This window comes from Sinomonas flava (assembly GCF_039531875.1).
Lineage (GTDB): Bacteria > Actinomycetota > Actinomycetes > Actinomycetales > Micrococcaceae > Sinomonas > Sinomonas flava.
Map to the genome: position 1 here is coordinate 67,132 of NZ_BAAAQW010000001.1, position 25,577 is coordinate 92,708.

A 25,577-nucleotide genomic window follows, 5' to 3' on the forward strand; every position below is an offset into this window, starting at 1 on the left:
GCGCCGCCGTCGTGCGTCCCGCTGCGGACGGCGGGTCAGGAGGCGCGGGCGAGCTGGCGAATGGGGATCCAGCGGGAGGCGAGCCGGCGGTAGGCCGCTGCGGCGCCGGTCATGTCGCCCTCGGCGAGGCATTCGATGCCGAGGAGCACGTCGGTCGGGGACTCGTCGGGGTAGACCCGGTCCGCCACGGCGCCGTAGTCGAGCTCGACTGCCGAGTCCGGGTGGAACTCCTCGAGCCATTCCGTGAGGGACGTGAGCTCGTCGAGGAGGTTCATCTCGGGGGCGGCGAGGGCGAGGTTAGCCACCGCGAAGCGTGCCCGGTGCAGCGCCTTGGCCCACGTCGTAGTGATCCGGACGGTCTGGACGTGGTCGTCCTCCTCGACCACCTCGGTGGCGTCCTGTTCGTGGAACAGCACGAACCAGCTGAACGGTATCCCCCACAGCGATTCGCGAGTGTTGATCCGGGGCGTGCCGGGCTCGGAGGCGATCCGGTCGACGCGCTCCTGGTGCTTGGCGCGGGCCGGGGCCGGCAGCAGCACCGTGGCGAGCGGGGTCGGGGCCGTCGTGAGCACCGATTCAGCCGCGAGACCCGCCCGCAGGACAAGCTGCGAGGGGCAGTAGAGGGTCCGCCCGTCGATCGTGACCGTCCGCGTGAACTCCGCGTCGTCGTCCGGGAAGGGATCCCCCGAGGAGGAGATGATGCGTCCCAGCGCCGCCTCTGACTCGGCGGTCTCGAGGCCCCGGCGCCCTGGCTCGCGCCCTGCGAGACTGTGCTCCATGCGGGCGCGCTCCTCAGGGCTGAAGGCCTCGAGTGGCTCGTAGACCCGCAGGTGTGAGGACAGGGGACCGTGGTACGGGCTCATGTCCTGCCGCCCGCCCGGAACCGGGTCCCGGGACGCCGCCAGATCACGGACCCTCCGCCAGCTCCACGACGACGGGCGCGTGGTCGGAGGCGCCCTTGCCCTTCCGCTCCTCGCGGTCGATGTGCGCGTTGACCACTCGGGCGGCGAGCGCGGGGGAGGCCAGCACGAAGTCGATGCGCATGCCTTCCTTCCGCGGGAAGCGGAGCTGGGTGTAGTCCCAGTAGGTGTAGACGCCGGGGCCCGGGGTGTGGCGCCGCACCACGTCCTCGTAGCCGCTGGCCTCGAAGGCGCGGAATGCGTCCCGCTCGGGCTCGCTCACGTGCGTGTAGCCCTCGGTGCGGAAGAGCTCGATGTCCCACACGTCCTCGTCCCGGGGCGCGATGTTCCAGTCGCCCACGAGGGCGATCTGGGCGTCCGGGTCCTGCGCGACCCATTCGGCGGCGTGGCCGTTCAGGACCTTGAGCCACTCGAGCTTGTAGGGCATGTGCTCGTCATCGAGGGCGCGGCCGTTGGGGACGTAGAGGCTCCAGACCCGGACGCCGGCGCAGGTAGCTGCCATGGCGCGCGCCTCCTGCACGCCGTCCTTGCCGCCCTTGCCGAAGACGGGCTGGTCGGGGAAGGTCCGCTCGACGTCGGTCAGGCCCACGCGGGACGCGATCGCGACACCGTTCCACTGGTTGACGCCGAAGTGTGCCACCTCGTAGCCGTTGCGCTCGAAGAGCTCCCAGGGGAAGTTCTCGTCCTTGCACTTCGTCTCCTGGATCGCCAGCACGTCCACGTCGCTGCGCAGGAGCCAGTTCTCGACACGGTCGGCTCGGGCGCGGAGGGAGTTGACGTTCCAGGTAGCGATCTTCACGCCGCCCACGCTATCAATCACCGCAGCGAGTCGGCACCGTGCGGTGCCGACTCGCTGCGATGTGAGGGTGGAGGATCGCTACTTCGTCCAGGCTGTCGCGCCCTCGCGCCACCACGTGTCGAAGCGGGTCACGGGGGTGGCGCGCTTGTGCCGGGTCAGGAGGTAGCGCTTCTCGATGGACTCGGCGGCGGAGTCGGACACCTCGCGCCCCTCGAGGTAGTCGTCGATCTCCTCATACGTGATGCCGAGCTCGTGCTCGTCATGCCGGCCAGGCTGCAGGTCGAGCAGGTCCGCCGTCGGAATCTTCTCCGACACACGCTCAGGGGCTCCGAGGTGCCGGAGGAGGGCTCGGTTCTGGCGCTTGTTGAGGCCGAACAGCGGCAGGATGTCCGCGCCGCCGTCGCCATACTTGGTGAAGAAGCCGGTGACCGACTCCGCGCCGTGGTCCGTGCCGATCACGAGGAGATTCCGCTCGCCGGCGATCATGTACTGGGCGATCATCCGGGCCCGCGCCTTGGTGTTGCCGCGCACGAAGTCGGTCAGCTCGTCGTCCGACGTCCGCTCGAACTCCTGCTCGAACCCTTCCACCGCAGGCTTCACGTTGAACGTCCACTCGGTCTTGGCCTTGATGAAGTCGAGGGCTGCCTGGGCGTCCTCCTCGTCGTGCTGGACGCCGTGGGGCAGCCGGACGGCGACGAAGTCCGCGTCGACGCCCTCGTCCGCGAGCGAGTCGACCGCGAGCTGGGCCAGTCGCCCGGCGAGGGAGGAGTCGAGGCCTCCGCTGATGCCGAGGACGAAGCCCTTGGTGCCCGTGGCCTTGAGGTAGTCCTTGAGGAATCCGACGCGGGCCGCCACTTCCGCGGCCGGGTCGATCTCGGGCTTGACGCCCATCTCCTCGATGATCTTCGCCTGGAGTTCGCGCATGGGCCTAGCGTAGACCAGCCTCGGTGCCGGGACACGCGGGCACGTGGGGTCAGGTGGCCTCCCACATGTGGGCCATCTCCACGAGGGACTGCTCCACGATCTTCTCCATGCCCGCGCGCGCCGCCGGCCCGTCCCCGCGCTGGATCGCCGCCGCGACGTCCATGTGCCACTCGAGCGCGGCGTGGTCCGGCAGCTGTGGCATGAGCCCGTACTGGACGCGTCCTTCAAGGACCTCCTGGGTGAGGAGGTGCAGCTTGCCGATCATCCGGTTCCCGCTCGCGGCGAGCACCATGTGGTGGAACGTGACGTCGAGGTCCAGGAACGCCTGCTGCCGCCCGGTCTTCCCCGCCGCCCACATCGAGGCCGCGAGCCGGACGATCTCCTCGCGCTCGGCGTCGCTGGCGCGCTCGGCGGCCAGCAGCGCGGCGAACGGCTCGACCGCGTTGCGCAGCTCCGTGAGCTCGCGCAGCTGGGTCAGCCGGGCCGGGGAGGCGAGCTTCCATCGGATCACCTGCGGGTTGAAGGCGTCCCACGACTCCTCGGGCAGCACGACCGTGCCGACGCGGCGCCTTGCCTCCACGAGCCCCAGCGACGAGAGCACGCGGAGCACCTCCCGCACGAGGGTCCGCGAGATGCCGAACTGCGCCTCGAGCTCGTCGGAGTTCAGGACGGACGACGGCGGGAGCTCGCCGGAGCAGATTCCCGCGCCGAGCGCGTCGAGGATCTGGGTGTGGCGCCGCGATGCGGTGGCGGCCACAGCGACGAGGGGCCCCGACGGCGGCGGCGAGCTGTCGCCGTCGTCCGTGGAGGCTGTCTGCAGCTCCGTCGCGTGCACCATGGAGAAATCATACTGTGACGTGGGCAACTCTTGAATACGTACTACTTATAACTTAGTGTCGCTGCTGAGATCCGACGTAAAGGGGCGTCGGACGCGGGTCGCCACGGCGATCCGAGAGATTGGAGTTCAACGGTGAAGGTTCAGTCATTCATCAGGGCGGCGGCCGTTGCCGCCATCGCGAGTCTGGGGCTCGCGGCCTGCGGTTCAGGGAGCAGCGGAGGCAACGAGAGCAGCGACGCTGCCGGACCCCTGCGCGTCACGCTGGCCAACCACGTGTGGACCGAGCAGATCAAGGCGGCCATCCCGGAGTTCGAGAAGGAGACCGGGGTCAAGGTCGAGCTCACCCAGCTCGGCGAGGACCAGCTCTCGGACCAGTACAACGTCAAGCTCAACGCGGGCAGCGAGGACATCGACGTGATGATGTACCGCCCCCTGCAGGAGGGCAAGCTCTTCGCGAAGAACAAGTACCTCGCCGACCTCTCGGACAACGTCAAGAAGGACTCGTCCTGGGACTGGAACGACTTCCAGCAGAACACCGTCGCGGCGACGACCTCTGACGGCAAGGTGGTCGGCGTGCCGATCATCACCGAGCGCGAGGTGCTCTACTACCGCAAGGACCTCCTCCAGGCCGCCGGCATCAGCGTGCCCAAGACCATGGACGAGCTCAAGGACGCCGCGGCCAAGATCAAGGCCTCCAACCCGGACACGGCCGGCTTCGTGGCCCGTACGGGCAAGTCGACCGCGGTGACCCAGTTCTCGAGCTTCCTGTACAGCTTCGGCGGCGACTTCATGAAGGACGGCAAGGCTTCGATCAACACGGACGAGGCCAAGAAGGCCTACGCCTTCTACGGTGGCCTCATCAAGGACTCCGGCCCGGCCAACGTCTCCACCGACATGAGCTGGCCCGAGGCGATGGCCATCTTCACCCAGGGCAAGGCCGCGTTCTACACCGAGGCCGACTCGCTCTACAAGAACGCCACCGACCCCGCCAAGTCCAAGGTCGCAGACAAGGTCGGCTTCGCGCCGCTGCCCGCGGGCCCCGCCGGCTCCAAGCCGTACAACATCCCGTCCTGGGCGCTCGGCATCAACGATGCCTCCAAGCACAAGAACAACGCGTGGAAGTTCGTGCAGTGGGCGACCTCGAAGGAGCGCACGCTCGCGACCCAGAAGGCCGGCGTGCCCGGCGCCCGCACGTCCGTCTGGTCGAGCTCGGACGGGATCTCGACCTACCCGAAGGACCTCGCGGACGCGATCACCGTCAGCGCCAAGAACGGCGTCGGCCACGACCGGCCCGAGGTCGTGACGGTGAGCAAGGCCCGCGAGATCGTCGGCGCGCCCATCGTCGCCGCCATCACCGGCGCGGACTCGGCGAAGGCCGCCGACCAGGCCCAGTCCGACTTCTCGAAGTTCCTCGAGTCGGACAAGTAGCCGCACCGATCCGCCGGCAACAGGCCGGGGTGCGCGACCGCCGTCGTGCGTCCCGGCCTGACCGGCCCGATCCCTGGCAAGGTAACCCATGGCTTCCACGACCATCGACCCGGACCTCACCAACGCCCCGCCGCTGCGGCCCCGCCCCACCTCGGCCTTCTCCACGTGGGCCAACCGCCACCGCAAGTGGCTCTTCGCGGCACCCGCCATGGCCTTCGTGGCCATCCTCATCGTCGTCCCTCTCGTCTGGACCGCGTACCTGTCTCTGACGGACGCTCGCGGGTCCGTGCGGGCGGCGGCCGATTTCGTCGGCCTGAAGAACTACCTCACCGTCCTAACTGACACCGCCCGCTTCTGGCCGGCCGTGGGCCGCACAGTGCTGTTCACCGGGGTCGTTCTCGTGTTCGAGGTGGTCCTCGGCATGTGCATCGCACTCCTGCTGTGGCGTCCCTTCCGGGGCGAGCGCTGGGTCCGCGTCGCCGTCCTGCTCCCGCTCGTGGCGACTCCGGTGGCCGTCGGCATGATGTGGCGGCTCATCTTCGACCCGAACATCGGCTTCGCCAACCAGGCGCTCGGCTGGTTCGGCATCCCACCCCAGCCGTGGCTCGCGGGCCAGGAGTCGGCGCTGTGGACCACGATGTTCATCGACGTGTGGCAGTGGACGCCGATGGTCGCGCTCATCCTCCTCGCGGGCCTCACGTCCCTCTCCGACGAGCCGCAGGAGGCCGCGAAGATCGACGGCGCGAGCACGTGGCAGCGGTTCTGGTTCGTCACCCTGCCGCTCATGATGCCCACCGTGGTCGTGGCGATCCTCCTGCGCGGCATCGACGCGCTCAAGACCTTCGACATCCTCTACGCGACCAAGGGCAAGGGCGGCGGCTCGTTCAACGAGGTCGAGACGCTCAACGTCTACGCCTACGGCCTCTCGTTCGACTACAACCAGTACGGCGTCTCCTCCACCGTGCTGATCCTGTTCTTCCTCCTCATCATCGGCGTCATGTGGGCCCTCACCGGCCGCAAGAAGAAGGAGTCCTGAGATGGCACGCACGACGGCGCTCCCCGCCTCGGGCGCGACGCCTGCCCGCCGCCGCAAGCCGGCCTCGACCCGCGTGTACCCGACGTTCAGGGTCGTGGCCCTCATCGCGACGGTGGTCGCGCTCATCCTGCCCCTCGTGTGGATGGTCCTGGCGTCGCTGAAGACCAACGTGGACATCTATGACCCGTCCAAGTCGATCCTGTTCGAGCCCACGTTCGAGAACTACGTCAATGTCCTCACGCGCAACAACTACTTCGTCTTCGTCGCGAACAGCTTCTGGGTCGCGTTCGTCTCCACGGTCCTCTCGCTCGTCCTCGGCGTGCCCGCGGCCTACTCGATGAGCCGCTTCACGATGCACCGCTCCGCACTCGTGGTGCTCATGGCCCGCGTCATCCCGGGCGTGTCGCTCCTCGTGCCCTGGTATTACGTGTTCTCCAACCTGCGCATGGTCGGCGGGTTCGAGGTCCTCATCCTCAGCCACATGTTCGTGGCCCTGCCGCTCATCGTGTACATCATGATGGGCTACTTCGACTCGATGCCCCTCGAATTGGAGGAGTCGGCCCAGGTGGACGGGCTCACGCCCATCGGCGCCTTCCGGAGGATCACCCTGCCGCTCTCCGTGGCGGGCATGGCGACCGCGGGGATCCTCGCCTTCATCTTCTCGTGGAACAACTTCATGTTCGCCCTCGTGCTCTCGGGCGCGAAGACCAAGACCCTGCCCGTGGCGATCTTCGACTTCGTCTCGTACGCGAGCATCGACTGGGGCGGTCTCATGGCGGCCGCCACCGTCGTGACGCTGCCGATCATGGTGATCGCGCTCTTCGCCCAGCGCTACATCGTCTCGGGCCTCACCGCCGGCGCGACGAAGGGCTGAGGAGGAACATGAAGATCACACGCATCGAGACCTTCCTCGTCCCGCCCCGCTGGCTCTTCGTCCGGCTCGAGACGGACACCGGGATCGTGGGGTGGGGCGAGGCGACCTGCGAGGGCCGCTCCGAGACGGTCCGCACCGCCGTCGACCAGCTCTCCGAGCTCCTCCTCGGCGAGGACCCGCTGCGCATCGAGGACCACTGGCAGGTGCTCACCAAGGGCTCCTTCTACCGTGGAGGCCCCATCCTCGCCAGCGCCGTCGCGGGACTTGACCAGGCCCTGTGGGACATCGCGGGCAAGCACTTCGACGCGCCGGTCCACCAGCTCCTCGGGGGTCCCGTCCGGGACCGCATCCGGGTCTACGGCTGGGTGGGCGGCGACGAGCCGGACGAGGTCGCGGACCAGATCGCGGCGCAGCTCGAGGTGGGCCTCACCGCTGTCAAGATGAACGCGTCCGGGAAGATGTCGCCGCACGGGAGCGTCTCCGAGCTCGACGGGGTGGTGCGGCGGGTCGCCGCGGCCCGCGAGGTGCTCGGCCCGGACCGCGATGTCGCGGTCGACTTCCATGGGCGCTTCACCCTCGCGACCGCGCGCCGGGTCGCCTCGCTCCTGGACGAGCTCCACCCGTTCTTCCTCGAAGAACCCGTGGTCCCGGAGAACTCGCACCTCATCGGCAGGCTCACCGAGTCGACCACGATCCCTGTGGCGACGGGGGAGCGGCTGTACTCGCGGCAGGAGTTCCTCCCCGTGCTGCAGGCGGGGATCGCGGTCGCGCAGCCGGACCTGAGCCACGCGGGCGGCATCACCGAGGTGCGCAAGATCGCGGCGCTCGCGGAGACGTTCGACGTCCAGCTCGCCCCGCACTGCCCGCTCGGGCCCCTCGCGCTCGCGGCCTGCCTCCAGGTCGGCTTCTCGACGCCGAACTACCTGATCCAGGAGCAGAGCATCGGCATCCACTACAACCAGGGCGCCGAGGTCCTGGACTATGTGCTGGACAAGACGCCGCTGCGCTTCGTGGACGGATCCATCGAGCGGCTCACGGGCCCTGGCCTGGGCCTCGAGATCGACGAGGCCGCCGTGCGCGACGCGGACCGCCGCGGCCACGCCTGGCGCGGGCCGGTGTGGCGGCACCCGGACGGGGCCTTCGCCGAATGGTGACCTGCCGCCCCCTGGCCTCCCACGAAAGGCGCCCATGACCACCCTGGACGTCCCCACGCTCCTGGATGCTGTCCGCGCGAGCCGGGTCGTCGCCGTCGTGCGCGGGGACTCCGCCGAGCACGCCGCCGACGCCGCCCGCATCCTCTTCCGGGAGGGCATCCGGCTCGTGGAGATCGCCATGACGACGCCGGAGACGCCGTCGGCGATCGCCGCCGTCGCGCCCAGCGTTCCCAAAGGCTCCTATCTCGGCGCCGGGACCGTCATGACCCCGCAGGACGTGGACGTGGTCGCTGCCGCCGGCGCGTCGTTCATCGTCACGCCGAGCGTCTCGGCGTCCGTCGCCCACGCGGTGGACCGGGGCATCCCGGTGCTCGCCGGAGCGTTCACGGCTACGGAGGCCTACGAGGCGTGGCGCCAGGGCGCGGCTGCGGTCAAGCTGTTCCCGGCCTCCGCGGTGGGACCGGGGTACCTCAAGGCACTCGCTGACCCGTTCCCGCAGATCCCCTTCCTGGCGGTCGGCGGCATGGGGCTGGCTGAGCTCCCGCAGTACGTCGCCGCCGGGGCGCTCGGCATCGGCGCGGGCGGACCCCTTGTGGGCGACGGCGCCAAGGGCGGCGACCCGGGGGCGCTCGCCGAGCGGGCCCGGGCCTTCGTGGCTGCCGCAGCGGAACTCGAGGGGGCCTGACACGGCACCGTACGGCAAACGGTTGCCTCCGCGTGCTCCGCGTCACTAGCGTGGTGCCATGCCCACTGACGCGCCTCCCCCGTCCCCGTCCGATTCCCTCCGCTCGGCAGTCGTCGGGTGCGGGGACATCTCAGCCCAGCACATCGCAGCGATCGCCGCGCTGGCCGAGGGCGGCCACGCGAGGCTCGCTGCCGTCGTCGACCGCGACCCGGGGCGCCGCCGGGCGGCGGCCAAGGCCCATGGCGTGCCGGCGTTCGCGGGTCTCGGTGAGCTGCTCGCGGAGGGGGCGGCCGACGTCGTGCACCTCTGCACCCCCCATGGCGACCACGCAGCGCTCGCCGAACAGGCACTCGCCGCCGGCGTGCACGTCCTGACAGAGAAGCCTGTCGCGCACACGCTCGGGGATGCCGAGGCGCTCATCTCGGCGTCAGACCGCGCGTGGGCGGCCGCGGGCACGCAGCTCGGGGTGTGCTTCCAGAACCGCTACAACGCCCCGGTGCTGGCCCTGCGCAGGCTTCTGCATGACGGGAACCTCGGCCGCATCCTCGGGGCCCAGGCGACGGTCATGTGGCACCGCCCGCCGTCCTACTACGAGGCCCGCCCCTGGCGCGGCACCTGGTCCGGCAGCGGCGGCGGCCTCCTCATGAACCAGGCCATCCACACCCTCGACCTCCTCCAGTGGCTCGTGGGGCCGGCGCAGGTGGTGGACGGGCGCGCCTCGACGCGCGCGCTGCAGGGGGTGATCGAGGTCGAGGACACGGCAGACATCCTCCTCGAGCATGCCGCGCACGACGGCGCCGCCGTCCGCAGCGTCTTCTTCGCCACCAACGCGAACGCCGTCAACGCGCCCGTCACCCTGGACATCCAGACCGAGCGGGCGGAGCTGTCCCTCCGAGGCGCCCTCACCGTGCGGCAGGCGGACGGGCGAGTGGAGGTGGTCGAGGAGACCGGCGTGCTCCCTGGGGAGCGGAGCTACTGGGGAGCCTCGCACCAGCTCCTCATCGCCGACTTCTACCGGGCTGTGGCGGCGGGCGAGCGCTTCTGGATCGGCGCCGAGGCGGCGACTGCCTCCCTGCGGCTCATCAAGGACGTGTACGCGCGCTCGTATCCCCCCGGCGAGTGGGTCTGAATCCGGCAACTGTTGGCAAACGTTTACCGTGCGTTGCTGCCCGCGCCTAGAGTGGATGCACGTGTGACCGTCGCCACTGTGGCGGCAGGTGAGAGCGATTGAGGAGAACCATGGCCACGATCGGCGTGCAGGCAATGATGCTCAAGGAGAGCTTCGCGGACATCGGCCCCTTCGAGACCCTCCGCAAGGTCGCGGACATCGGATACCGCGCCGTGGAGGTGTCCCAGATCCCGATGGACCGGGAGAACGTCGCCGAGCTCGAACGCTCGCGCGGGGAGCTCGGCATCGAGTTCGCGGCGCTCTCCGCCCAGCTCGACGGCGAGGCGGGAGCGACGCCGTACCCCCTCGCCTCCGATGTCGAACGCGCGGCGGAGGACTGCAGGCGGCTCGGGACGGACATGCTGCGGATCGGCATGCTCCCCATGTCCGAGCTGCGCAGCGAGGCGCGCGTTGTCGACTACGCCAAGCGCGTGGAGAAGGCCGCTCAGGCGCTCGCGGACCACGGTGTCACCCTGTACTACCACAACCACCATGTCGACTTTGCCAGGATGGGCGGCCGCTACGTCATGGACATCCTGGCCGAGGAGGCCCCCAGCATCGGGCTCGAGGTGGACGTCCACTGGGTCCAGCGCGGCGGCCTCGACCCCGTCCGCACGCTGCAGAAGTACGCTGGCCGCACGGCGATGGTGCACCTGAAGGACTACCGGATCGGCGCCCTGTCCAAGGAGGGCATCGCCGCCTACGAATCCGGCGATTCCGCCGCCTTCCAGAGCCACTTCAAGGATGTCGTCCAGTTCGCCGAGGTGGGCGAGGGGAACCTCGACTTCGCCGCGATCGTGCCCGCCGCCATCGACGCCGGCGCCCGCTACCTCCTGGTCGAGCAGGACCTGCTCTACGGGCGCACGGTCTTCGAGGCCCTGACCACCTCCCACGACAACCTGGTCGCCCTCGGCTTCGGCGACCTCTTCTGATCCGTACCGACAAGGAGACACGCAGCATGAGCAGGAAAGTCCGCCTCGGGATCATCGGGTTCGGCAACCAGGGCAGCCAGTACGCGGGGCTCGTCGCCGACGGGCGCGTGGGCAACATCGAGGTCACGGCCATCGCCGACATCGACCCCGCCCGGCGCGAGCTCGCCGCCCAGCAGCATCAGGGCGTCACGCTGTTCGAGGACCATCTGTCGATGCTCGACTCCGGCGAGGTCGATGCCGTCGTCACGACCGTGCCCCATTACCTCCACCCGTTCATGGGCATCCAGGCGCTCGAGCGGGGCCTCCACGTGCTCGTGGAGAAGCCCGCGGGCGTCTACACGAAGCAGGTCCGCGAGCTCAACGAGTTCGCCGCGTCGAAGCCCGAGCTGACGTTCGCGATCATGTTCAACCAGCGCACCAACCCGCTGTACCGCCGGCTCAAGGAGATCGTGGATTCCGGCGAGATCGGCGCGATCCGCCGCACGAACTGGATCATCACCACCTGGTACCGGCCCCAGGCGTACTACGACCAGAGCGCCTGGCGCGCCACGTGGGGCGGCGAGGGCGGAGGCGTGCTGGTCAACCAGGCCCCGCACCAGCTTGACCTGTGGCAGTGGATCTGCGGCGTGCCGCAGAAGGTCTTCGCGAAGGCAGCCTTCGGCTTCCGCCGGGCGATCGACGTCGAGGACGAGGTCGTCGCCGTCGTCGACTACGGCGGGGGCGCGACCGGGACCTTCACCACCGCGACCCACGAACTCGTCGGCACCGACCGGTTCGAGATCTCCGGGGACAAGGGCAAGATCGTCGTCGACGGCTCCACGACCGCCGTCGTCACCCGTTTCCGCCACTCCGAGCAGGAGGTGAGCGCGGGCATCCCGCCCGAGGAGATCTGGAAGATGACCAGCGACCAGTTCGACCCGGACGAGTACTACACGCAGGAGACGCTCGAGTTCGACACCGCGTGGGGCGGCCAGCACGCGGCCGTCCTGGAGAACTTCGCCGCGAACATCCTTGACGGCACCCCGCTCATCGCGCCGGGAAGCGACGGCATCCTCGGCGTCCGGCTGGCCAACGCGATCCACCTCTCGGCGTGGACCGGCAGGGAGGTCCCCATGGACTTCGACGAGGACGAGTTCCTGGCCGAGCTGAACAAGAAGATCGCCGAAGAAGGCAAGTTCCCCCAGCAGCACTGACCGCCAGGCCGGCCTGACCGCCGGCCAGCCGGGACGGCCCGGCCCGACCGGCCCCGCGAATCCCTCAGGCCTTCGCGGGGCCGGTCGATGCCCGGATCTGCAGGTGCGTGGGCATGACGGCGAGCTTGCGCGGCATGCCGCCGCGGAGCGGGTCGAGCTGGGCGAGGAGCATCGACACCGCAGTGCGGCCCGCCTGTTCGATCGGCGACGCGATCGTCGTCAGGGGAGGGTTGCAGAAGTCCGCGCCGAAGATGTCGTCGCAGCCCACGATGCTCACGTCCTCGGGAACGCGCACGCCGCGCTCACGGAAGCGCTGGAGCATGCCGATCGCGATGAGGTCGTTGAAGGCGATGAGCGCGGTCGCACCCGTGCGCAGCGCGGCGTCGGCAGCAGCCGCGCCGGACGACGTCTTGGGGGAGTAGGGGCCGATCCGCGTCACTTCCATGCCGCGCCGCGAGGCCGCCTCCTCGATGGCCTTCCACCGCCGGTGGGTCGACCAGGAACTGGTAGGGCCGCCCACGTAGGTCACCTTGCTGTGGCCCAGTGAGGCGAGGTGCTCTAGGGCCTGCACCATGGCGCCCGGTGTGTCGATGAGCACGGTGGGCGCGTCCGCCGTCGCCCGGTTGATCGTGACGAGCGGCTGCTGGCGGGCGGCTTCGGCGAGCTGCGCATCCGTGAGGCGCGACGCCGCGAGGATGATCCCGTCCGCCGTTCGGCGGAGCCTGCGCAGCGCCTCGAGCTCGACGTCGGTCGCCTCCTCGGTGTCGACGAGCAGCTGGGTGTACCCCGACGCTTTGAGCTGGTTCTGCGTGCCCCGGATGATGTCGAAGTAGAACGGGTTGGTCACGTCGGGGACCAGCACCGCGATGGCGCCGGTCCTCCCCGAGCTGAGCCCGCGGGCCTGGGAGCTTGGGACGTAGTGGAGCTCGGCCGCGATCTTCTCGATCCGCTCCCGCGTGCGGGCGTTGACCCGCTGGGGGTTCGACAGCGCCCGCGAGACGGTCGACGTCGCGACGCCGGCGCGCTCAGCGATGTCGCGGATCGTGGGCAGGCGCTCCGGGTCGGAGGACGCGGGCGGAGCGGACGAGGCGGTCATGGCATCCATTGTGACCGGTGCTGGCAAATTTTGGCAATCGCTTGCCGTTGCGGATTTTCCGTTCCTAGACTCAAGGGCATGTGGCGATGGGCCGTGAGCAGGATCACAGTCGCCAACGGCTCGCACCGTACTCAAGGAGGAGACACATGCGAATCCGAACCACAGCCAAGGTGGCCTCGCTGGCCACGCTCGCAGCCCTCGCACTGGCTGCGTGCGGGGCGGGGTCGTCGTCGTCGGGGGACAGCGGGAGTCCCGCCGCTGTCGACGGGAAGGGCAAGACCCTCAGCGTCCTCGTCAACACCAACACGCTCTACCCGGATCAGCAGAAGCAGTGGTTCTCGGACATGGCCACGAAGTTCAAGGCCAAGACTGGCGCGGACCTGAAGTACGAGACCTTCACCTCCGCCAACGAGGAACTCCAGCGCATCCAGACGTCGGTCGTGTCCGGCCAAGGCCCGGACGTCTACTCCCTCGGGACCACCTTCACCCCGACCGCCGTCGCCACGGGCGCCTTCGTGCAGCTCGGCGACGACGAATGGAAGAAGATCGGCGGCAAGGACCGCTTCAACAAGGCCACCCTCGGGATCTCGGGGCCGAGCGACAAGAAGCTCTTCGGCGTCCCGTTCGTCTCACGCCCGTTCGTCATGGCCTACAACAAGGACATCCTCGCGGCAGCCGGCATCGACAAGCCTGCGACCACGTGGGACGGGCTCCTCGAGCAGGCCAAGAAGGCCACTGACGCCTCGAAGGGCCAGTACGGTCTCGCCGTCGCCTACAAGGACAACTTCGACCCGTGGAAGTTCGTGTGGGCGATGTCGGTCCAGGCGGGCAACAAGATCGTCGACGGCGACAAGGCCAAGCTCGATGACCCGGCCATGAAGAAGGCCTATGAGACCTACTTCGGCTGGGTGACGAAGGACAAGGTCGTCAACCCCGCGGCCGTGGGCTGGAGCAACAGCCAGGCGCTCGCGGAGTTCGCCGCCGGCAAGGCCGCCTTCTTCCCGATGACCACGTCCAACTCCATCCCGACGCTCGACAAGTCCCCGCTCAAGGACAAGTACGAGTACGCGATCATGCCGGTCGCGGCCCCCGGGGACTCCTCGCCGAAGGACGGCGGCACCCCCGCCGCGTCGATCCTCTCGGGCGACAACATGGTGGTCGCGGACTACTCGAAGAACAAGGACCTCGCCTACGCCTACATGGAGATGGTGACCTCGAAGGACGAGCAGCTGAACTACCAGAAGACGTTCGGCGATCTCCCCGCCAACGCCGAGGGCCTTAAGTCGCTCTCGAGCGCCCCGCACATGGCCGCCATCACCGAAGCCGCTGAGAAGTCATTCGCCACCCCGTTCACCGGCGCGTGGGGCGACATCCAGCTGGCCCTCCTGAACGTCACCGTCCAGAGCGTCCCTGACCTCGCGGCCGGCAACGTGCCCGAGGCCACGCTGAACCAGCGCCTCAAGGACGCCCAGGACAAGGCGCAGTCGTCCCTCGACCGCGCCGGGAAGCAGTGAGCGGGTGACCGCCATGTCCACCGAATCCATCAAGCGCCCCCTGCCCGCCGCGCACGCGACGGGCAGGGGCCCCGCCCCAGATCCCGCAGCCCGCAAGGGCCTGTCGCGCCGCAATCGCCCCCTCTGGATGCTCATCCCGGGCGGGGTGCTCATGGCCATCGTCATCATCGTCCCGATGGTCCTCGGCGTGTGGATGTCCCTCCTGGACCTCGACCAGTATTCGCTGCGCAAGTGGCTCTCGGCGCCGTTCATCGGCATCGAGAACTACATCGAGGCCATCACGCAGTCGGGCCTGCTGCGCTCGGTCTGGCTCAGCCTCTCGTACTCCCTCATCGCGATGGTCATAACGGTCCCGCTCGGCGTCGCGGCCGCCGTCGCCACCCAGAATTCCTTCCGCGGACGCGCCGTCATCCGCTCGATCTTCCTGGTCCCCTACGTCCTGCCGACGTTCGTGGTGGCCACGGTGTGGCGGACGATGTTCCAGCCGGGCAGCGTGGTGGACAACGCGCTCCACGGCGTGGGCATCGAGGCGGGCCTGTGGCTCAATGGGCCCAACACCTACTGGGCCCTCGTCTTCGTCCAGATCTGGGCGTCCTGGCCGTTCATCTACCTCCTGGCCCTCGCCGGACTGCAGTCCGTGGACCACGAGGTGCACGAGGCGGCGGCCCTCGATGGCGCGCTGTGGTGGAAGAAGCTCCGCTACGTGGTCTTCCCCTACCTCAAGGGCCCCCTCTCGCTCGCGTTCCTCATCGGGATGCTGCACCACATCAACAACTTCACCCTCCCGTTCGTGCTCTTCGGCATCCCCGCCCCCCACGACATCGAGGTCCTGCCGATCCTGACCTACGTGACGAGCTTCCAGAGCTTCCGCTTTGGGCTCTCAGCCGCGATGGCGGTCGTCTCGCTGGTCCTCATCGCCATCCCCCTGTTCATCTACCTGCGCGCCGTCCGGCTCGACGACGGCGAGAGCGGAGGCCGCAAGTGAGCGCCACCCTCGACGTCCCCGCCATCGGGGCGCCCCACACAGTTGACCGGCCCGGTTCGCGCCAGCAGAGCGAGGTCACGCGTCTGCTGCCCACGTGGCTGCTCGCGTTCGTGGTCGCCGCCCTGTGCGCGTTCATCCTCGTCCCGATGCTCTACGTGTTCCTCGCCTCGCTCAACAACGACCTCAGCGTGGCGCGCGGGGACTTCTGGCCCGAGACGTTCAGCCTGGAGAACTACGCGAAGATCTGGACGAGCGTCGGCCTCGCGAACGGGCTGATGAACTCGGTGATCGTCGCGGGCCTCACGGCCGTCGTCTCGGCGATGCTCGCCGTCGCCACCGCGTACGTACTGGTCCGGTACGAGTTCCGGGGGCGGCTCACGATGCTCCGCGGCCTCCTGGGCCTCCAGAGCATCCCGGGCACGCTCCTCGTGCTCCCGGTGTTCGTCCTGTACGCCTCCGCGGCGACGGCGCTCGGGATCCAGATCATCGGAACCTACTGGGGCCTCTTCCTCACGTACCTCACGTTCGCGCTGCCGTTCTCCACGTGGGTCATGGTCACCTACCTGCGCGGGCTCCCGCGCGAGCTCGAAGAGGCGGCGAGGATCGACGGCGCGAGCAACATGGGCATCCTGACGAAGATCATCCTTCCGCTGAGCTGGCCCGGCATCATCGTCTCCGCCATCTTCGCGTTCCTGCTCGGGTGGAACGACGTGCTCTTCGCCTCGGTCATGACCCGGCCCGAGACCCAGACCGCGGCAGTGGCGCTGCAGATCTTCGCCACGAGCACCGAGAGCGGTGCCGTCCCGTACTACGGCCAGATGATGGCGAGCGCCCTCGTGTGCGCCGCGCCCGTCGTGCTCCTGTACCTGTTCTTCCAGCGCTATCTAGTCGGCGGGCTGACCGCCGGGGGAGTGAAGTGACCGTGACCGAACCATCCGCCACCGCACCGACCGGCACCGTCCGCTGGGACCTCTCCGGCTTCGGCGACGAGATCGACGCCGACCCCCGCGTCCAGGCGGCCGTCATGCGGGCCCTCGGCGCGAGCCACATCGAGGTCCGCAGCGCGTGGGGCACCAACATCGTGGACCTGTCCGAGGAGCAGCTCGCCGAGCTGAAGTCCGTCCTCGACGAGGCGGGTCTGAAGGTCTCCGCGATCGCCTCCCCGATCGGCAAGGTCGACGTCGCGCTCCCGGTCGACCACGAGGTCGAGCGCCTCGGGCGGGCCCTCCGCGCCGCCGAGGTCCTCGGCGCGCCCTACATCCGCATCTTCTCCTTCTACTACGAGGGCAAAGCCCCCGAGGAGGTCCGTGACGCGGTCATCGAACGCATGACGGCGCTCGCCCGCCGTGCCGAGGGCACGGGCGTCACGCTTGTGCACGAGAACGAGAAGGACATCTTCGGGGACATCCCCGAGCGCGTCCATGACCTCGTCACGGCCGTGGACTCACCCGCGCTCAAGCTCGCGTGGGACCCGGCGAACTTCGTCCAGGTGGGCGTCAAGCCCTTCACGCAGGGCTATGAGCTCCTACGCCCGCATGTGGTCTACCTCCAGGTGAAGGACGCCCTGTTCGCCGACGGCACCGTGGTCCCGGCCGGCGAGGGCGACGGCGAGGTGCTCGCCACCGTCGAGGCCCTGCGCGACAGCGGGTACACCGGCTTCGCCTCGCTCGAGCCGCACCTGGCGGAGGGCTTCGCCCTCGGGGGCTTCAGTGGGCCCTACGCGTTCGGCGTCGCCGCACGGGCCTTCGCCAAGGTCCTCGCGAGCGCGGGCGTCGAGGCCAACTGACCACTGTCGACGACACGAGAAGAAGAGGCACCATGACTGAGTCGATCGCGGCCAACCCGGACCGCCTGCTCCCCGCCGACCCGGGCACCCGCGCGATCGCGCGGGAGCTGCTGGCCGACGTCGAGAACCTCCCGATCATCTCCCCGCACGGACACGTTCCCGCGGAGATGCTCGCCGAGGACACGCCGTTCCCTGACCCGACGGCACTCCTCGTGAGCCCGGACCACTACGTCACCCGCCTCATCCACGCCAACGGCACGCCGCTGGACCAGCTGCGCGTCGGCGGGACAGCGGAGGTCGACTCCCGTACCGCGTGGCGGAAGTTCGCCGAGGCGTGGCCCCTCTTCGACGGCACGGCCTCCGGCTACTGGCTCCGCAGCGAGTTCGAGCACGTCTTCGGCCTGTCCGCGGAGACGGTGGACTCCTTCGGGGTGGACACCGCGGACTCCGTCTACGACGCGATCGCGGGCAAGCTCGCGGAACCGTCGTTCCGGCCGCGCCAACTGTTCAAGGACTTCGGCATCGAGGTCCTCGCCACGACCGACGACCCGCTCGACTCGCTCGAGGCCCACACCCTCCGGGCCAAGGACGAGACGTTCGCCGGGCGCGTCTTGCCGACCTTCCGCCCCGACCCGTACCTCAACATCGCGCATCCCGAGTGGGCCGAGCGCGTGGACCGGATCACCGCGGAGGCGGGCGACGGCGTCGAAGGCTATGCGGGCTACCTGCGCGCCCTCGAGAACCGCCGGCGGTACTTCGTGGAGCGGGGGGCGGTCTCCGCGGACCACGGCGTCCGCACGCCGCTTACCCTCAAGCTCGAACGCCCCGAGGCCGAGGCACTGTTCGCCAAGGCCCGCCGCGGCGAGGCCACCGCTGCCGACCGCGACGCGTTCGAGGGCCACATGATGTACGAAATGGCCCGCATGAGCGTCGAGGACGGACTCGTCATGACGGTCCACCCCGGCTCCTTCCGCAACCACCACACCGCGACCTTCGAGAAGTTCGGGGCGGACACCGGCCACGACATCCCGTTCGCGATCGGCTACACCGAGGGCATTCGGCCGCTCCTGCAGGATTTCGGGACGGCCAAGGGCTTCCACCTCGTCCTGTTCACGCTGGACGAGACGGTGTTCAGCCGGGAGCTCGCCCCGCTCGCCGGGTTCTACCCGTCGGTGTACGTCGGCGCGCCGTGGTGGTTCCTCGACGCCCCCGACTCGATCCAGCGGTTCCGCTCCGCCGTGACCGAGACGACCGGCTTCACCCGCACCTCCGGCTTCATCGACGACACCCGCGCGTTCTGCTCGATTCCCGCACGCCACAACATGAGCCGCCGCGTGGACGCGAGTTTCCTCGCGCGCCTCGTGGCCGAGCACCGCATCACCGAGTCGCGGGCCCACGAGATCATCCGCGACCTCGTCGACGGATCACCGCGCCGCGTCTTCAAGCTGTAGAGGAGTACGACCATGTCCGAGAAGACCTCAGCCGCGCCGCAGGGTGCGGCCCAGACCGGGGAGCCGCTTCCGCTGCTCGGCCGCAAGGGTGTGCCCGCGCCCCCCGTGCGGATCGTGCACCTGGGGCTGGGCGCGTTCCACCGCTCGCACCAAGCCTGGTTCACCGCCCACGCCTCGGACGCCGCGGAGTGGGGCATCGCCTCGTTCACGGGCCGCCGCCCCGACGCGGCCGTCACTCTCGCCGCTCAGGACGGGCTCTACACGCTCGTCGAGCGCGGGGGCGACGGCGACCGGTTCGAGGTGGTCGGCTCGATCGCCGAGGCGGTCGACGGCGGCGACGTCGCCCGGCTCAACGGACTCCTCTCCTCGCCCAGCACCGCGATCGTGACCCTGACTGTCACCGAGGCTGTGTACGAGAAGGACGACGCCGACTCGCCCCTCGGGCGGCTCGTGCGCGGCCTCGCGGCACGGCGGGACGCGGGAGCCGGGCCGATCGCCGTCGTGAGCTGCGACAACGTGGCCGGCAACGGAGAGGTCGCCGAGGCGGCCGTGTGCCGGATCGCGGAGGGGATCGACGTCGGCCTGGCGGGCTGGGTCCGCGAGCATGTGAGCTTCGTGGGGACGTCCGTGGACAGGATCACGCCGCGGACGACCCCGGAGGACGTCGCCGAGGTGGCCGCCCAGTGCGGCTACCGGGACGAGTCCCCGGTGGTCGCCGAGCCGTTCGCGAACTGGATCCTCTCGGGCGAGTTCCCCGCCGGCCGCCCTCGCTGGGAGGACGCGGGAGCCCAGTTCGTCGACGACATCGAGCCGTTCGAGAACCGGAAGCTGTGGCTCCTGAACGGGGCGCACTCGCTCCTGGCCTACGCGGGCCAGCTCCGCGGCCACGCGACGGTGGCGGAGGCGCTCGCGGATCCAGAGTGCCGCCAGGCGATGGAGGCGTTCTGGGACGAGGCCGAGCGGCACCTGACCCTCCCCGAGCTGAGCGTCCCGGCGTACCGGCAGGCGCTCCTGGACCGCTTCGCCAATCCGCGGATCGCGCACCACCTCGCCCAGATCGCGGCCGACGGGACGACCAAGCTGCGCATGCGCGCGGTACCGGTCCTGATCGCGGAGCATGCGGACGGGCGCAGCGGGGTGGCTGCGGCGCGGATGATCGCAGCGTGGATGGACTTCGTCGCTGCCTCGGCGAGCAGCGGAGCGGACTTCCAGGATCCGCTGAAGGAGCAGATCCTCGCTGCCGTCGGCCTCGAGGGACGCGACCGGACGGCGGCGCTTCTTGGGCTGGTCGCCCCGGAGCTCGTCGACGATTCGCCCGTCGTGGACCGCATCGACGCCCTGCGGGGCTCGTTGACCCGCTCCTGACAGGGCGGCACCAAGTTGGCAATTTGCTGCAACCGATTGCCATAACGGTTGCACCCGTTCTAGGCTGGAAGAAGCAGCTGACGCTGACGCAGCCCTGTAGCCCCCCGCAGTGAAAGGAAGCGACGATGAAGATCGTCTCCGCCGAAGTCTTCGTGACGAGCCCGACGCGCAACTTCGTGACCCTGAAGATCACCACCGACGAGGGCATCACGGGCATCGGCGATGCGACGCTCAACGGGCGCGAGCTCGCCGTGGCCGCGTACCTCAAGGAGCACGTCGCCCAGCTGCTCGTGGGCCGGGACCCGCATCGCATCGAGGACACGTGGCAGTTCCTCTACCGCTCCTCGTACTGGCGCCGCGGCCCGGTGACGATGGCCGCGATCGCCGCCGTGGACATGGCTCTGTGGGACATCAAGGGCAAGGTCGCCGGCCTGCCCGTCTACCAGCTCCTCGGGGGAGCGTCGCGCAATGGGCTGCGGGCGTACGGCCACGCCTCGGGCACCGACATCCCCTCGCTCTTCGACTCCATCCGCGAGCACCTCGAGCTCGGCTACAAGTCGATCCGCGTCCAGACCGCCATTCCGGGCATCAAGGCCGTCTACGGCGTCGCCGCCCAGGCGCAGTCCTCGGGCGAGCGCTACGACTACGAGCCGGCCGGCCGCGGTGCCTACCCGCAGGAGGAGGACTGGGACACCCGTGCGTACCTGCGGCACCTCCCCACCGTCTTCGAAGCCGTCCGCAACGAGTTCGGCCCCGACATCCCCCTCCTGCACGACGGCCACCACCGCATGACCCCCATCCAGGCGGCCAAGCTCGGCAAGGCGCTCGAGCCCTACGACCTGTTCTGGCTCGAGGACTGCACCCCTGCGGAGAACCAGGAGGCCCTCCGCCTGGTCCGCCAGCACACGACGACGCCGCTCGCCATCGGCGAGATCTTCAACACCGTGTGGGACTTCCAGACGCTCATCAAGGAGCAGCTGATCGACTACGTCCGCGCGGCCTCGACCCACTTCGGCGGGATCTCGCCGCTGAAGAAGGTCATGGACTTCGCGGCGCAGTACCAGATCAAGTCCGGCTTCCACGGCCCGACCGACATCTCCCCGGTCGGATTCGCCGCGCAGCTGCACGTGGGCCTCGCGATCCACAACTACGGGATCCAGGAGTACATGCAGCACTCCGAGAAGACCAACACCGTCTTCGAGCAGTCCATGACGTTCACCGACGGCTACCTGCATCCGGGCGACAAGCCGGGTCTCGGTGTCGAGTTCAACGAGGAGGCGGCCAACTCGTTCCCGTACCAGCAGGCCTACCTGCCGTACAACCGCCTCATCGACGGCACCGTCCACGACTGGTGACCCGCGACGTGACCGGCACTGCTGAGCCCGTGTTCCGGGTGATCGCCATGGGTGTCTCCGGCTCGGGCAAGAGCACCGTCGGCGAGCTCCTCGCAAAGGAGCTCGGCGGTGAGTTCTTCGACGGCGACGACCTCCACCCGGCGGCCAACGTCGCCAAGATGGCCGCGGGGATCCCGCTGGACGACGCCGACCGCGCACCGTGGCTTCGCGCCGTCGCCGAGCGACTGGCCGCCGGCGAGGGGACCACGGTGGTCGGCTGCAGCGCGCTCAAGCGCTCCTACCGGGACATCATCCGGGCGAGGGTCCCCGAGGTCGCCTTCGTGCACCTGCACGGCAGCCGCGAACTGCTCGCAGAGCGCATGGCTCGGCGGAGCGAGCACTTCATGCCCGTCTCGCTCCTGGAGTCGCAGCTCGCGACGCTCGAGGACCTGGGCCCGGACGAGCGGGGAGCCGTCTACGACATCGCCGAGCAGCCCGCCGAGATCGCCCACGAGGCGGCGGAGTGGCTCCGCGCCTCCGTCTAGGGGTCACCTTCTGGAGGTCACCTTCTGGGAGTCACATCACGTGACCCACAGGAGGTGACCTCCAGACGTCTGTGGGGGCGATGGTGGCTATGGCACGGTTGGCAAATATTGGCAAACGATTGCCGCATGCTTGCCGCCGATCCTACGCTGGATGTGACCCCGATCCCGACGCCCAAGGACGTGCAGCGATGCTCAAGCCCCAGAACGGCCCCACCCGCGAACTCGTGACCCTCGACGGCCTGTTCGCATTCAGGGTGGACTCCGAGAATGTCGGCCTCCGCGACGGCTGGCAGTCCAGCCCGCTGGATACGGCGCTCGAGATGGCGGTTCCGGCCAGCTACAACGACGTCTTCGCCGAGAAGTCCGTGCGCAACCACGTGGGCTGGGTCTGGTACGAGCGCGAGGTGCGTGTCCCGCGCGGCTGGGCCGGCGAGCGCATCTGGCTGCGCTTCGAATCGGCCACCCATGGGGCTAAGGCGTTCGTGGACGGCACGCTCGTCGCCGAGCACCAGGGCGGCTACACCCCCTTCGAGGCCGAGATCACGGAGCATGTCACGGCCGGGACCACGTTCCGGCTCACCGTCGCCGTGGACAATGAGCTGACCCAGGCCACGATCCCCCCGGGCAAGGTCGTTGTCACCGAGGCTGGCCAGCGCGCCCAGACCTACATGCACGACTTCTACAACTACGCGGGCCTGGCCCGCAGCATCCACCTCTACAGCACCCCGCAAGTGCGCGTGGAGGACGTCACGGTCGTGACCGGCTTCGAGGGAACGCCCGGGCCCGGCGCGTCAGGCACCGTGGACTACCGCATCGAGCTCGACGGCGCCGCTGCCGCCGACTCCGCCGTCCGCGTCCGGGTGCTCGACGCCTCTGGCGCCGAGGTGGCCACCGCGGACGGTGCGTCGGGCACTGTGGCGATCCCCGACGTCGTGCTCTGGCAGCCCGGCAGGGGGTACCTGTACAGCCTCGTCGCCGAGGCCGTGGATGCCTCGGGCGAGCTCGTGGACTCCTACACCCAGCCGTTCGGCGTCCGTACGGTCGAGGTCCGCGGGTCGGAATTCCTCATCAACGGCGAGCCGTTCTACTTCACGGGCTTCGGGATGCACGAGGACCACGCCGTGATCGGCAAGGGCTACAGCGCCGCGCACATGGTCAACGACTTCTCGCTGCTGGAGTGGATCGGGGCGAACTCCTTCCGCACCTCGCACTACCCCTACTCCGAAGAGATCATGGACTTCGCGGACCGCCACGGCATCGTCGTCATCGACGAGACGCCCGCCGTCGGCCTCAACGCCGACTTCGCCGGGTTCTTCGGCACCGGCGCGAAGAAGACCTACGATCCGGACTTCGTCAGCGACGAGACCGCAGCCTCCCATCGCCAGGTCATCGAGGAGCTCATCGCCCGCGACAAGAACCACCCCTCCGTGGTCATCTGGTCTATCGCCAACGAACCGCAGTCCTCCGAGGAGGGCGCCCGCGAGTACTTCGCGCCGCTCGCCCAGCTCGCCCGGAACCTCGACCCGACGCGCCCGGTCGGCTTCGTCAACGTCATGTTCGACAACGCCGAGAAGGACATCATCACGGACCTCTTCGACGTGATCATGCTCAACAGGTACTACGGCTGGTACGTCAACACCGGAGACCTCGCCTCCGCAGAGAAGGCCCTCGAAGCCGAGCTGCGCGCGTGGGAGTCGAAGTACGGCAAGCCCATGATCATGACCGAGTACGGCGCGGACACCCTCGCCGGGTTCCACTCGCTCTACGATGCACCGTGGAGTGAGGAGTACCAGGCGGACTTCCTCGACATGTACCACCGCGTGTTCGACCGCATCGGCGCCATGGTGGGCGAGCACGTCTGGAACTTCGCCGACTTCGCCACCTCCAACGGCACCATGCGCGTGGACGGCAACAAGAAGGGCGCCTTCACGCGCGACCGCCGCCCCAAGACGGCCGCCTTCACCCTCCGCAAGCGCTGGAGCGAGATCCCCAACAGGAAGCCGCAGGCCAAGTAAGGCCTGGAGCGCACGACAAGGACCATGACAATGACGTCTTCGACCACGGCACCGGCCAAGGGCCCGGGCAAGCTGCCCCTCACATCGATCATCGGCTATGGGGCCGGCGACGCCGCGAACAACCTCGCCTTCACCACGACGGTGATGTTCCTGCTCGTCTACTACACGGACGTCGCCGGGATCTCGGCCGCCGCGGCGGGCACCCTCTTCCTCGTGGTGCGCGTGTTCGACGCCTTCGCGGACCTCTTCGCGGGCCGGTTGGTAGACCGCACCTACACGAAGCGGTGGGGCAAGTTCCGCCCGTTCATCCTCTTCGGGTCACTGCCGCTCATGGTGCTGACGTTCCTGAACTTCCACATCCCCCAGATCGGGGAGGGCGGCAAGCTCGCCTACGCGTACATCCTGTATGCGGCCATGGGCCTGGCATACTCCCTCGTGAACATCCCCTTCGGCTCGATGGCCGCCTCGATGACGCAGCTGCCCAAGGAGCGGGCCAAGCTCGCCTCGGCACGCACGATCGGCGCGCTGATGGTCTCCTCAGCGCTCGGCATCTTCGTGGCACCGCTGCTCAAGGCCGGCACCGACCTCCAGGCCGTCTTCACGACCCTCACCATCGTGTTCATGGTCGTCGGCGTCGCGCTGTACCTGTTCACCTTCTTCACTGCACGGGAGCGCGTGGTCCGCGAGGTCCCGAAGGTCTCGTTCAAGCAGAGCATGGCCACCCTCAAGGGCAACAAGCCGCTGCTCATGCTGTGCCTGTCGTCGCTGCTGTTCCTCTCGGGGCAGCTCTCCCTCACCACGGTGCAGCTGTACTACTTCCGCGACGCGCTGCGGCACCTCGAGCTCGTCCCGGTGCTCGCGATCGTGCAGCTCATCGAGACGTTCGTGCTCTCGGCCATCGTCCCGCCGCTCGTGCAGCGCGTGGGCAAGCGTCCCCTCTACATCGCGCTGACCGGCGTCACGCTGGTGGGCGGTCTCATCATCATGTTCGCGCCCGTCTCCGTCGTGTGGTTCGGCTTCGTCGGCTTCGCCGTCGCCATGGCGGGCATCGCCGGCGTCAACATCCTGGTGTGGGCCCTCGAGGCGGACACCGTCGAGTACGGCGAGTGGAAGACCGGGGTCCGCTCTGAGGGCATCATCTACTCGCTGTTCTCCTTCACCCGCAAGACCGGCCAGGCCGTGGGCGGCGCGCTCGCCGCCTACGTCATCGGGATCGCGGGCTACGACGGCAAGGCGGCCGAGCAGACCGCCCAGGCTGTGACGGGCATCCAGATCGCGGTGGGCCTCATCCCGGGCGCGCTCGCCGTCGCTGCCGGAGCGATCATGTTCTTCTACCAGCTCACGGACGACCGCTTCGCGAAGATCGTCGCCGAGATCCGCGAGCGGCACGTGCAGGCTGGCGCGGGCATCGGCGCCGACGCGGACACGGTCGCGCGGCACTCCCAGACCGACCACTAGGCGCGGCGACCCGGCCCCAGCGCAAGGGCGGGCGACGGCGGAACCCACCTTCCGCCGTCGCCCGCCCTTCGTTTCGG

At 69.1% G+C, this 25,577-nt stretch carries 23 protein-coding genes; 18 read left to right on the forward strand and 5 right to left on the reverse strand.

From position 1 onward, the window contains the following. Window positions 1-35: 35 nt before the first annotated feature. The 4 genes from ABD298_RS00355 to ABD298_RS00370 form a co-directional block, all read right to left on the reverse strand. Complete coding sequence (locus tag ABD298_RS00355; protein WP_344297379.1) at window positions 36-863, reverse strand: DUF8083 family protein; 828 nt, start codon at window positions 861-863, stop codon at window positions 36-38. 43 nt (window positions 864-906) lie between these two features. Then, window positions 907-1,719, reverse strand: coding sequence for an exodeoxyribonuclease III (locus tag ABD298_RS00360; protein ID WP_344297381.1), 813 nt, complete (start codon window positions 1,717-1,719; stop codon window positions 907-909). Between the two features lie 78 nt (window positions 1,720-1,797). Further along, window positions 1,798-2,643 carry an ammonia-dependent NAD(+) synthetase gene (gene nadE, locus ABD298_RS00365; RefSeq protein WP_344297383.1) on the reverse strand — a complete coding sequence of 282 codons (846 nt, stop codon included), beginning with the start codon at window positions 2,641-2,643 and terminating at the stop codon, window positions 1,798-1,800. Between the two features lie 49 nt (window positions 2,644-2,692). Next, window positions 2,693-3,481, reverse strand: coding sequence for a FadR/GntR family transcriptional regulator (locus tag ABD298_RS00370; protein ID WP_344297385.1), 789 nt, complete (start codon window positions 3,479-3,481; stop codon window positions 2,693-2,695). Window positions 3,482-3,613: 132 nt separating this feature from the next. Here ABD298_RS00370 and ABD298_RS00375 point away from each other — a divergent pair, with 132 nt between their 5' ends. The 8 genes from ABD298_RS00375 (at window position 3,614) to ABD298_RS00410 (ending at window position 11,951) form a co-directional block, all read left to right on the forward strand. Further along, entirely contained in the window at window positions 3,614-4,909 is a 1,296-nt protein-coding gene (locus ABD298_RS00375) for an ABC transporter substrate-binding protein (protein WP_344297386.1), read from the forward strand. Between the two features lie 88 nt (window positions 4,910-4,997). Continuing rightward, window positions 4,998-5,945, forward strand: a complete 948-nt coding sequence (locus ABD298_RS00380; protein ID WP_255405480.1) for a carbohydrate ABC transporter permease — start codon at window positions 4,998-5,000, stop codon at window positions 5,943-5,945. A gap of 1 nt (window position 5,946) precedes the next feature. Beyond that, the gene (locus tag ABD298_RS00385; protein ID WP_344297390.1) at window positions 5,947-6,819 is read left to right on the forward strand and encodes a carbohydrate ABC transporter permease; all 873 of its coding nucleotides are present in this window, start codon (window positions 5,947-5,949) and stop codon (window positions 6,817-6,819) included. An 8-nt stretch (window positions 6,820-6,827) separates the two neighbouring features. Continuing rightward, window positions 6,828-7,973 (forward strand): galactonate dehydratase, encoded by a 1,146-nt coding sequence (gene dgoD / locus ABD298_RS00390; RefSeq protein WP_344297392.1) that lies wholly within the window; start codon window positions 6,828-6,830, stop codon window positions 7,971-7,973. Between the two features lie 34 nt (window positions 7,974-8,007). Next, window positions 8,008-8,658, forward strand: coding sequence for a bifunctional 4-hydroxy-2-oxoglutarate aldolase/2-dehydro-3-deoxy-phosphogluconate aldolase (locus ABD298_RS00395; protein WP_344297394.1), 651 nt, complete (start codon window positions 8,008-8,010; stop codon window positions 8,656-8,658). A 58-nt stretch (window positions 8,659-8,716) separates the two neighbouring features. Then, on the forward strand, window positions 8,717-9,787 hold the full coding sequence (locus ABD298_RS00400; protein ID WP_344297396.1) for a Gfo/Idh/MocA family protein: 1,071 nt from the start codon (window positions 8,717-8,719) through the stop codon (window positions 9,785-9,787). 110 nt (window positions 9,788-9,897) lie between these two features. Beyond that, a complete protein-coding gene (locus ABD298_RS00405; protein ID WP_344297398.1) occupies window positions 9,898-10,758 on the forward strand; it encodes a sugar phosphate isomerase/epimerase family protein in 861 nt (286 codons plus the stop codon). 26 nt (window positions 10,759-10,784) lie between these two features. Beyond that, window positions 10,785-11,951, forward strand: coding sequence for a Gfo/Idh/MocA family protein (locus ABD298_RS00410; RefSeq protein ID WP_344297400.1), 1,167 nt, complete (start codon window positions 10,785-10,787; stop codon window positions 11,949-11,951). A 64-nt stretch (window positions 11,952-12,015) separates the two neighbouring features. On the opposite strand, the gene ABD298_RS00415 is transcribed toward ABD298_RS00410, so the two are convergent. Continuing rightward, complete coding sequence (locus ABD298_RS00415; protein WP_208711379.1) at window positions 12,016-13,047, reverse strand: LacI family DNA-binding transcriptional regulator; 1,032 nt, start codon at window positions 13,045-13,047, stop codon at window positions 12,016-12,018. A 146-nt stretch (window positions 13,048-13,193) separates the two neighbouring features. Between ABD298_RS00415 and ABD298_RS00420 the strand changes: the two genes are divergently transcribed. The 10 genes from ABD298_RS00420 (at window position 13,194) to uidB (ending at window position 25,500) form a co-directional block, all read left to right on the forward strand. Further along, window positions 13,194-14,561 carry an ABC transporter substrate-binding protein gene (locus tag ABD298_RS00420; RefSeq protein ID WP_344297403.1) on the forward strand — a complete coding sequence of 456 codons (1,368 nt, stop codon included), beginning with the start codon at window positions 13,194-13,196 and terminating at the stop codon, window positions 14,559-14,561. A 4-nt stretch (window positions 14,562-14,565) separates the two neighbouring features. Further along, the gene (locus ABD298_RS00425) at window positions 14,566-15,546 is read left to right on the forward strand and encodes a carbohydrate ABC transporter permease (protein ID WP_425564267.1); all 981 of its coding nucleotides are present in this window, start codon (window positions 14,566-14,568) and stop codon (window positions 15,544-15,546) included. After that, window positions 15,543-16,466, forward strand: a complete 924-nt coding sequence (locus ABD298_RS00430) for a carbohydrate ABC transporter permease (RefSeq protein ID WP_208711382.1) — start codon at window positions 15,543-15,545, stop codon at window positions 16,464-16,466. The genes ABD298_RS00425 and ABD298_RS00430 overlap by 4 nt, the downstream gene beginning before the upstream one ends. 2 nt (window positions 16,467-16,468) lie before the next feature. Beyond that, on the forward strand, window positions 16,469-17,332 hold the full coding sequence (locus tag ABD298_RS00435) for a sugar phosphate isomerase/epimerase family protein (protein ID WP_344297408.1): 864 nt from the start codon (window positions 16,469-16,471) through the stop codon (window positions 17,330-17,332). 32 nt (window positions 17,333-17,364) lie between these two features. Next, window positions 17,365-18,783 (forward strand): glucuronate isomerase, encoded by a 1,419-nt coding sequence (gene uxaC / locus ABD298_RS00440; RefSeq protein ID WP_344297410.1) that lies wholly within the window; start codon window positions 17,365-17,367, stop codon window positions 18,781-18,783. Between the two features lie 12 nt (window positions 18,784-18,795). Continuing rightward, a complete protein-coding gene (locus tag ABD298_RS00445; RefSeq protein ID WP_344297412.1) occupies window positions 18,796-20,148 on the forward strand; it encodes a mannitol dehydrogenase family protein in 1,353 nt (450 codons plus the stop codon). Between the two features lie 125 nt (window positions 20,149-20,273). Continuing rightward, complete coding sequence (gene manD / locus ABD298_RS00450; RefSeq protein WP_344297414.1) at window positions 20,274-21,503, forward strand: D-mannonate dehydratase ManD; 1,230 nt, start codon at window positions 20,274-20,276, stop codon at window positions 21,501-21,503. After that, a complete protein-coding gene (locus ABD298_RS00455) occupies window positions 21,500-22,027 on the forward strand; it encodes a gluconokinase (RefSeq protein ID WP_344297416.1) in 528 nt (175 codons plus the stop codon). The genes manD and ABD298_RS00455 overlap by 4 nt, the downstream gene beginning before the upstream one ends. Window positions 22,028-22,215: 188 nt before the next feature. After that, window positions 22,216-24,042: a beta-glucuronidase gene (uidA, locus tag ABD298_RS00460; RefSeq protein WP_344297418.1), complete on the forward strand. Its 1,827-nt coding sequence runs from the start codon at window positions 22,216-22,218 to the stop codon at window positions 24,040-24,042. 30 nt (window positions 24,043-24,072) lie between these two features. Next, window positions 24,073-25,500 carry a glucuronide transporter gene (gene uidB, locus ABD298_RS00465; RefSeq protein WP_344297420.1) on the forward strand — a complete coding sequence of 476 codons (1,428 nt, stop codon included), beginning with the start codon at window positions 24,073-24,075 and terminating at the stop codon, window positions 25,498-25,500. Window positions 25,501-25,577 lie beyond the last annotated feature (77 nt).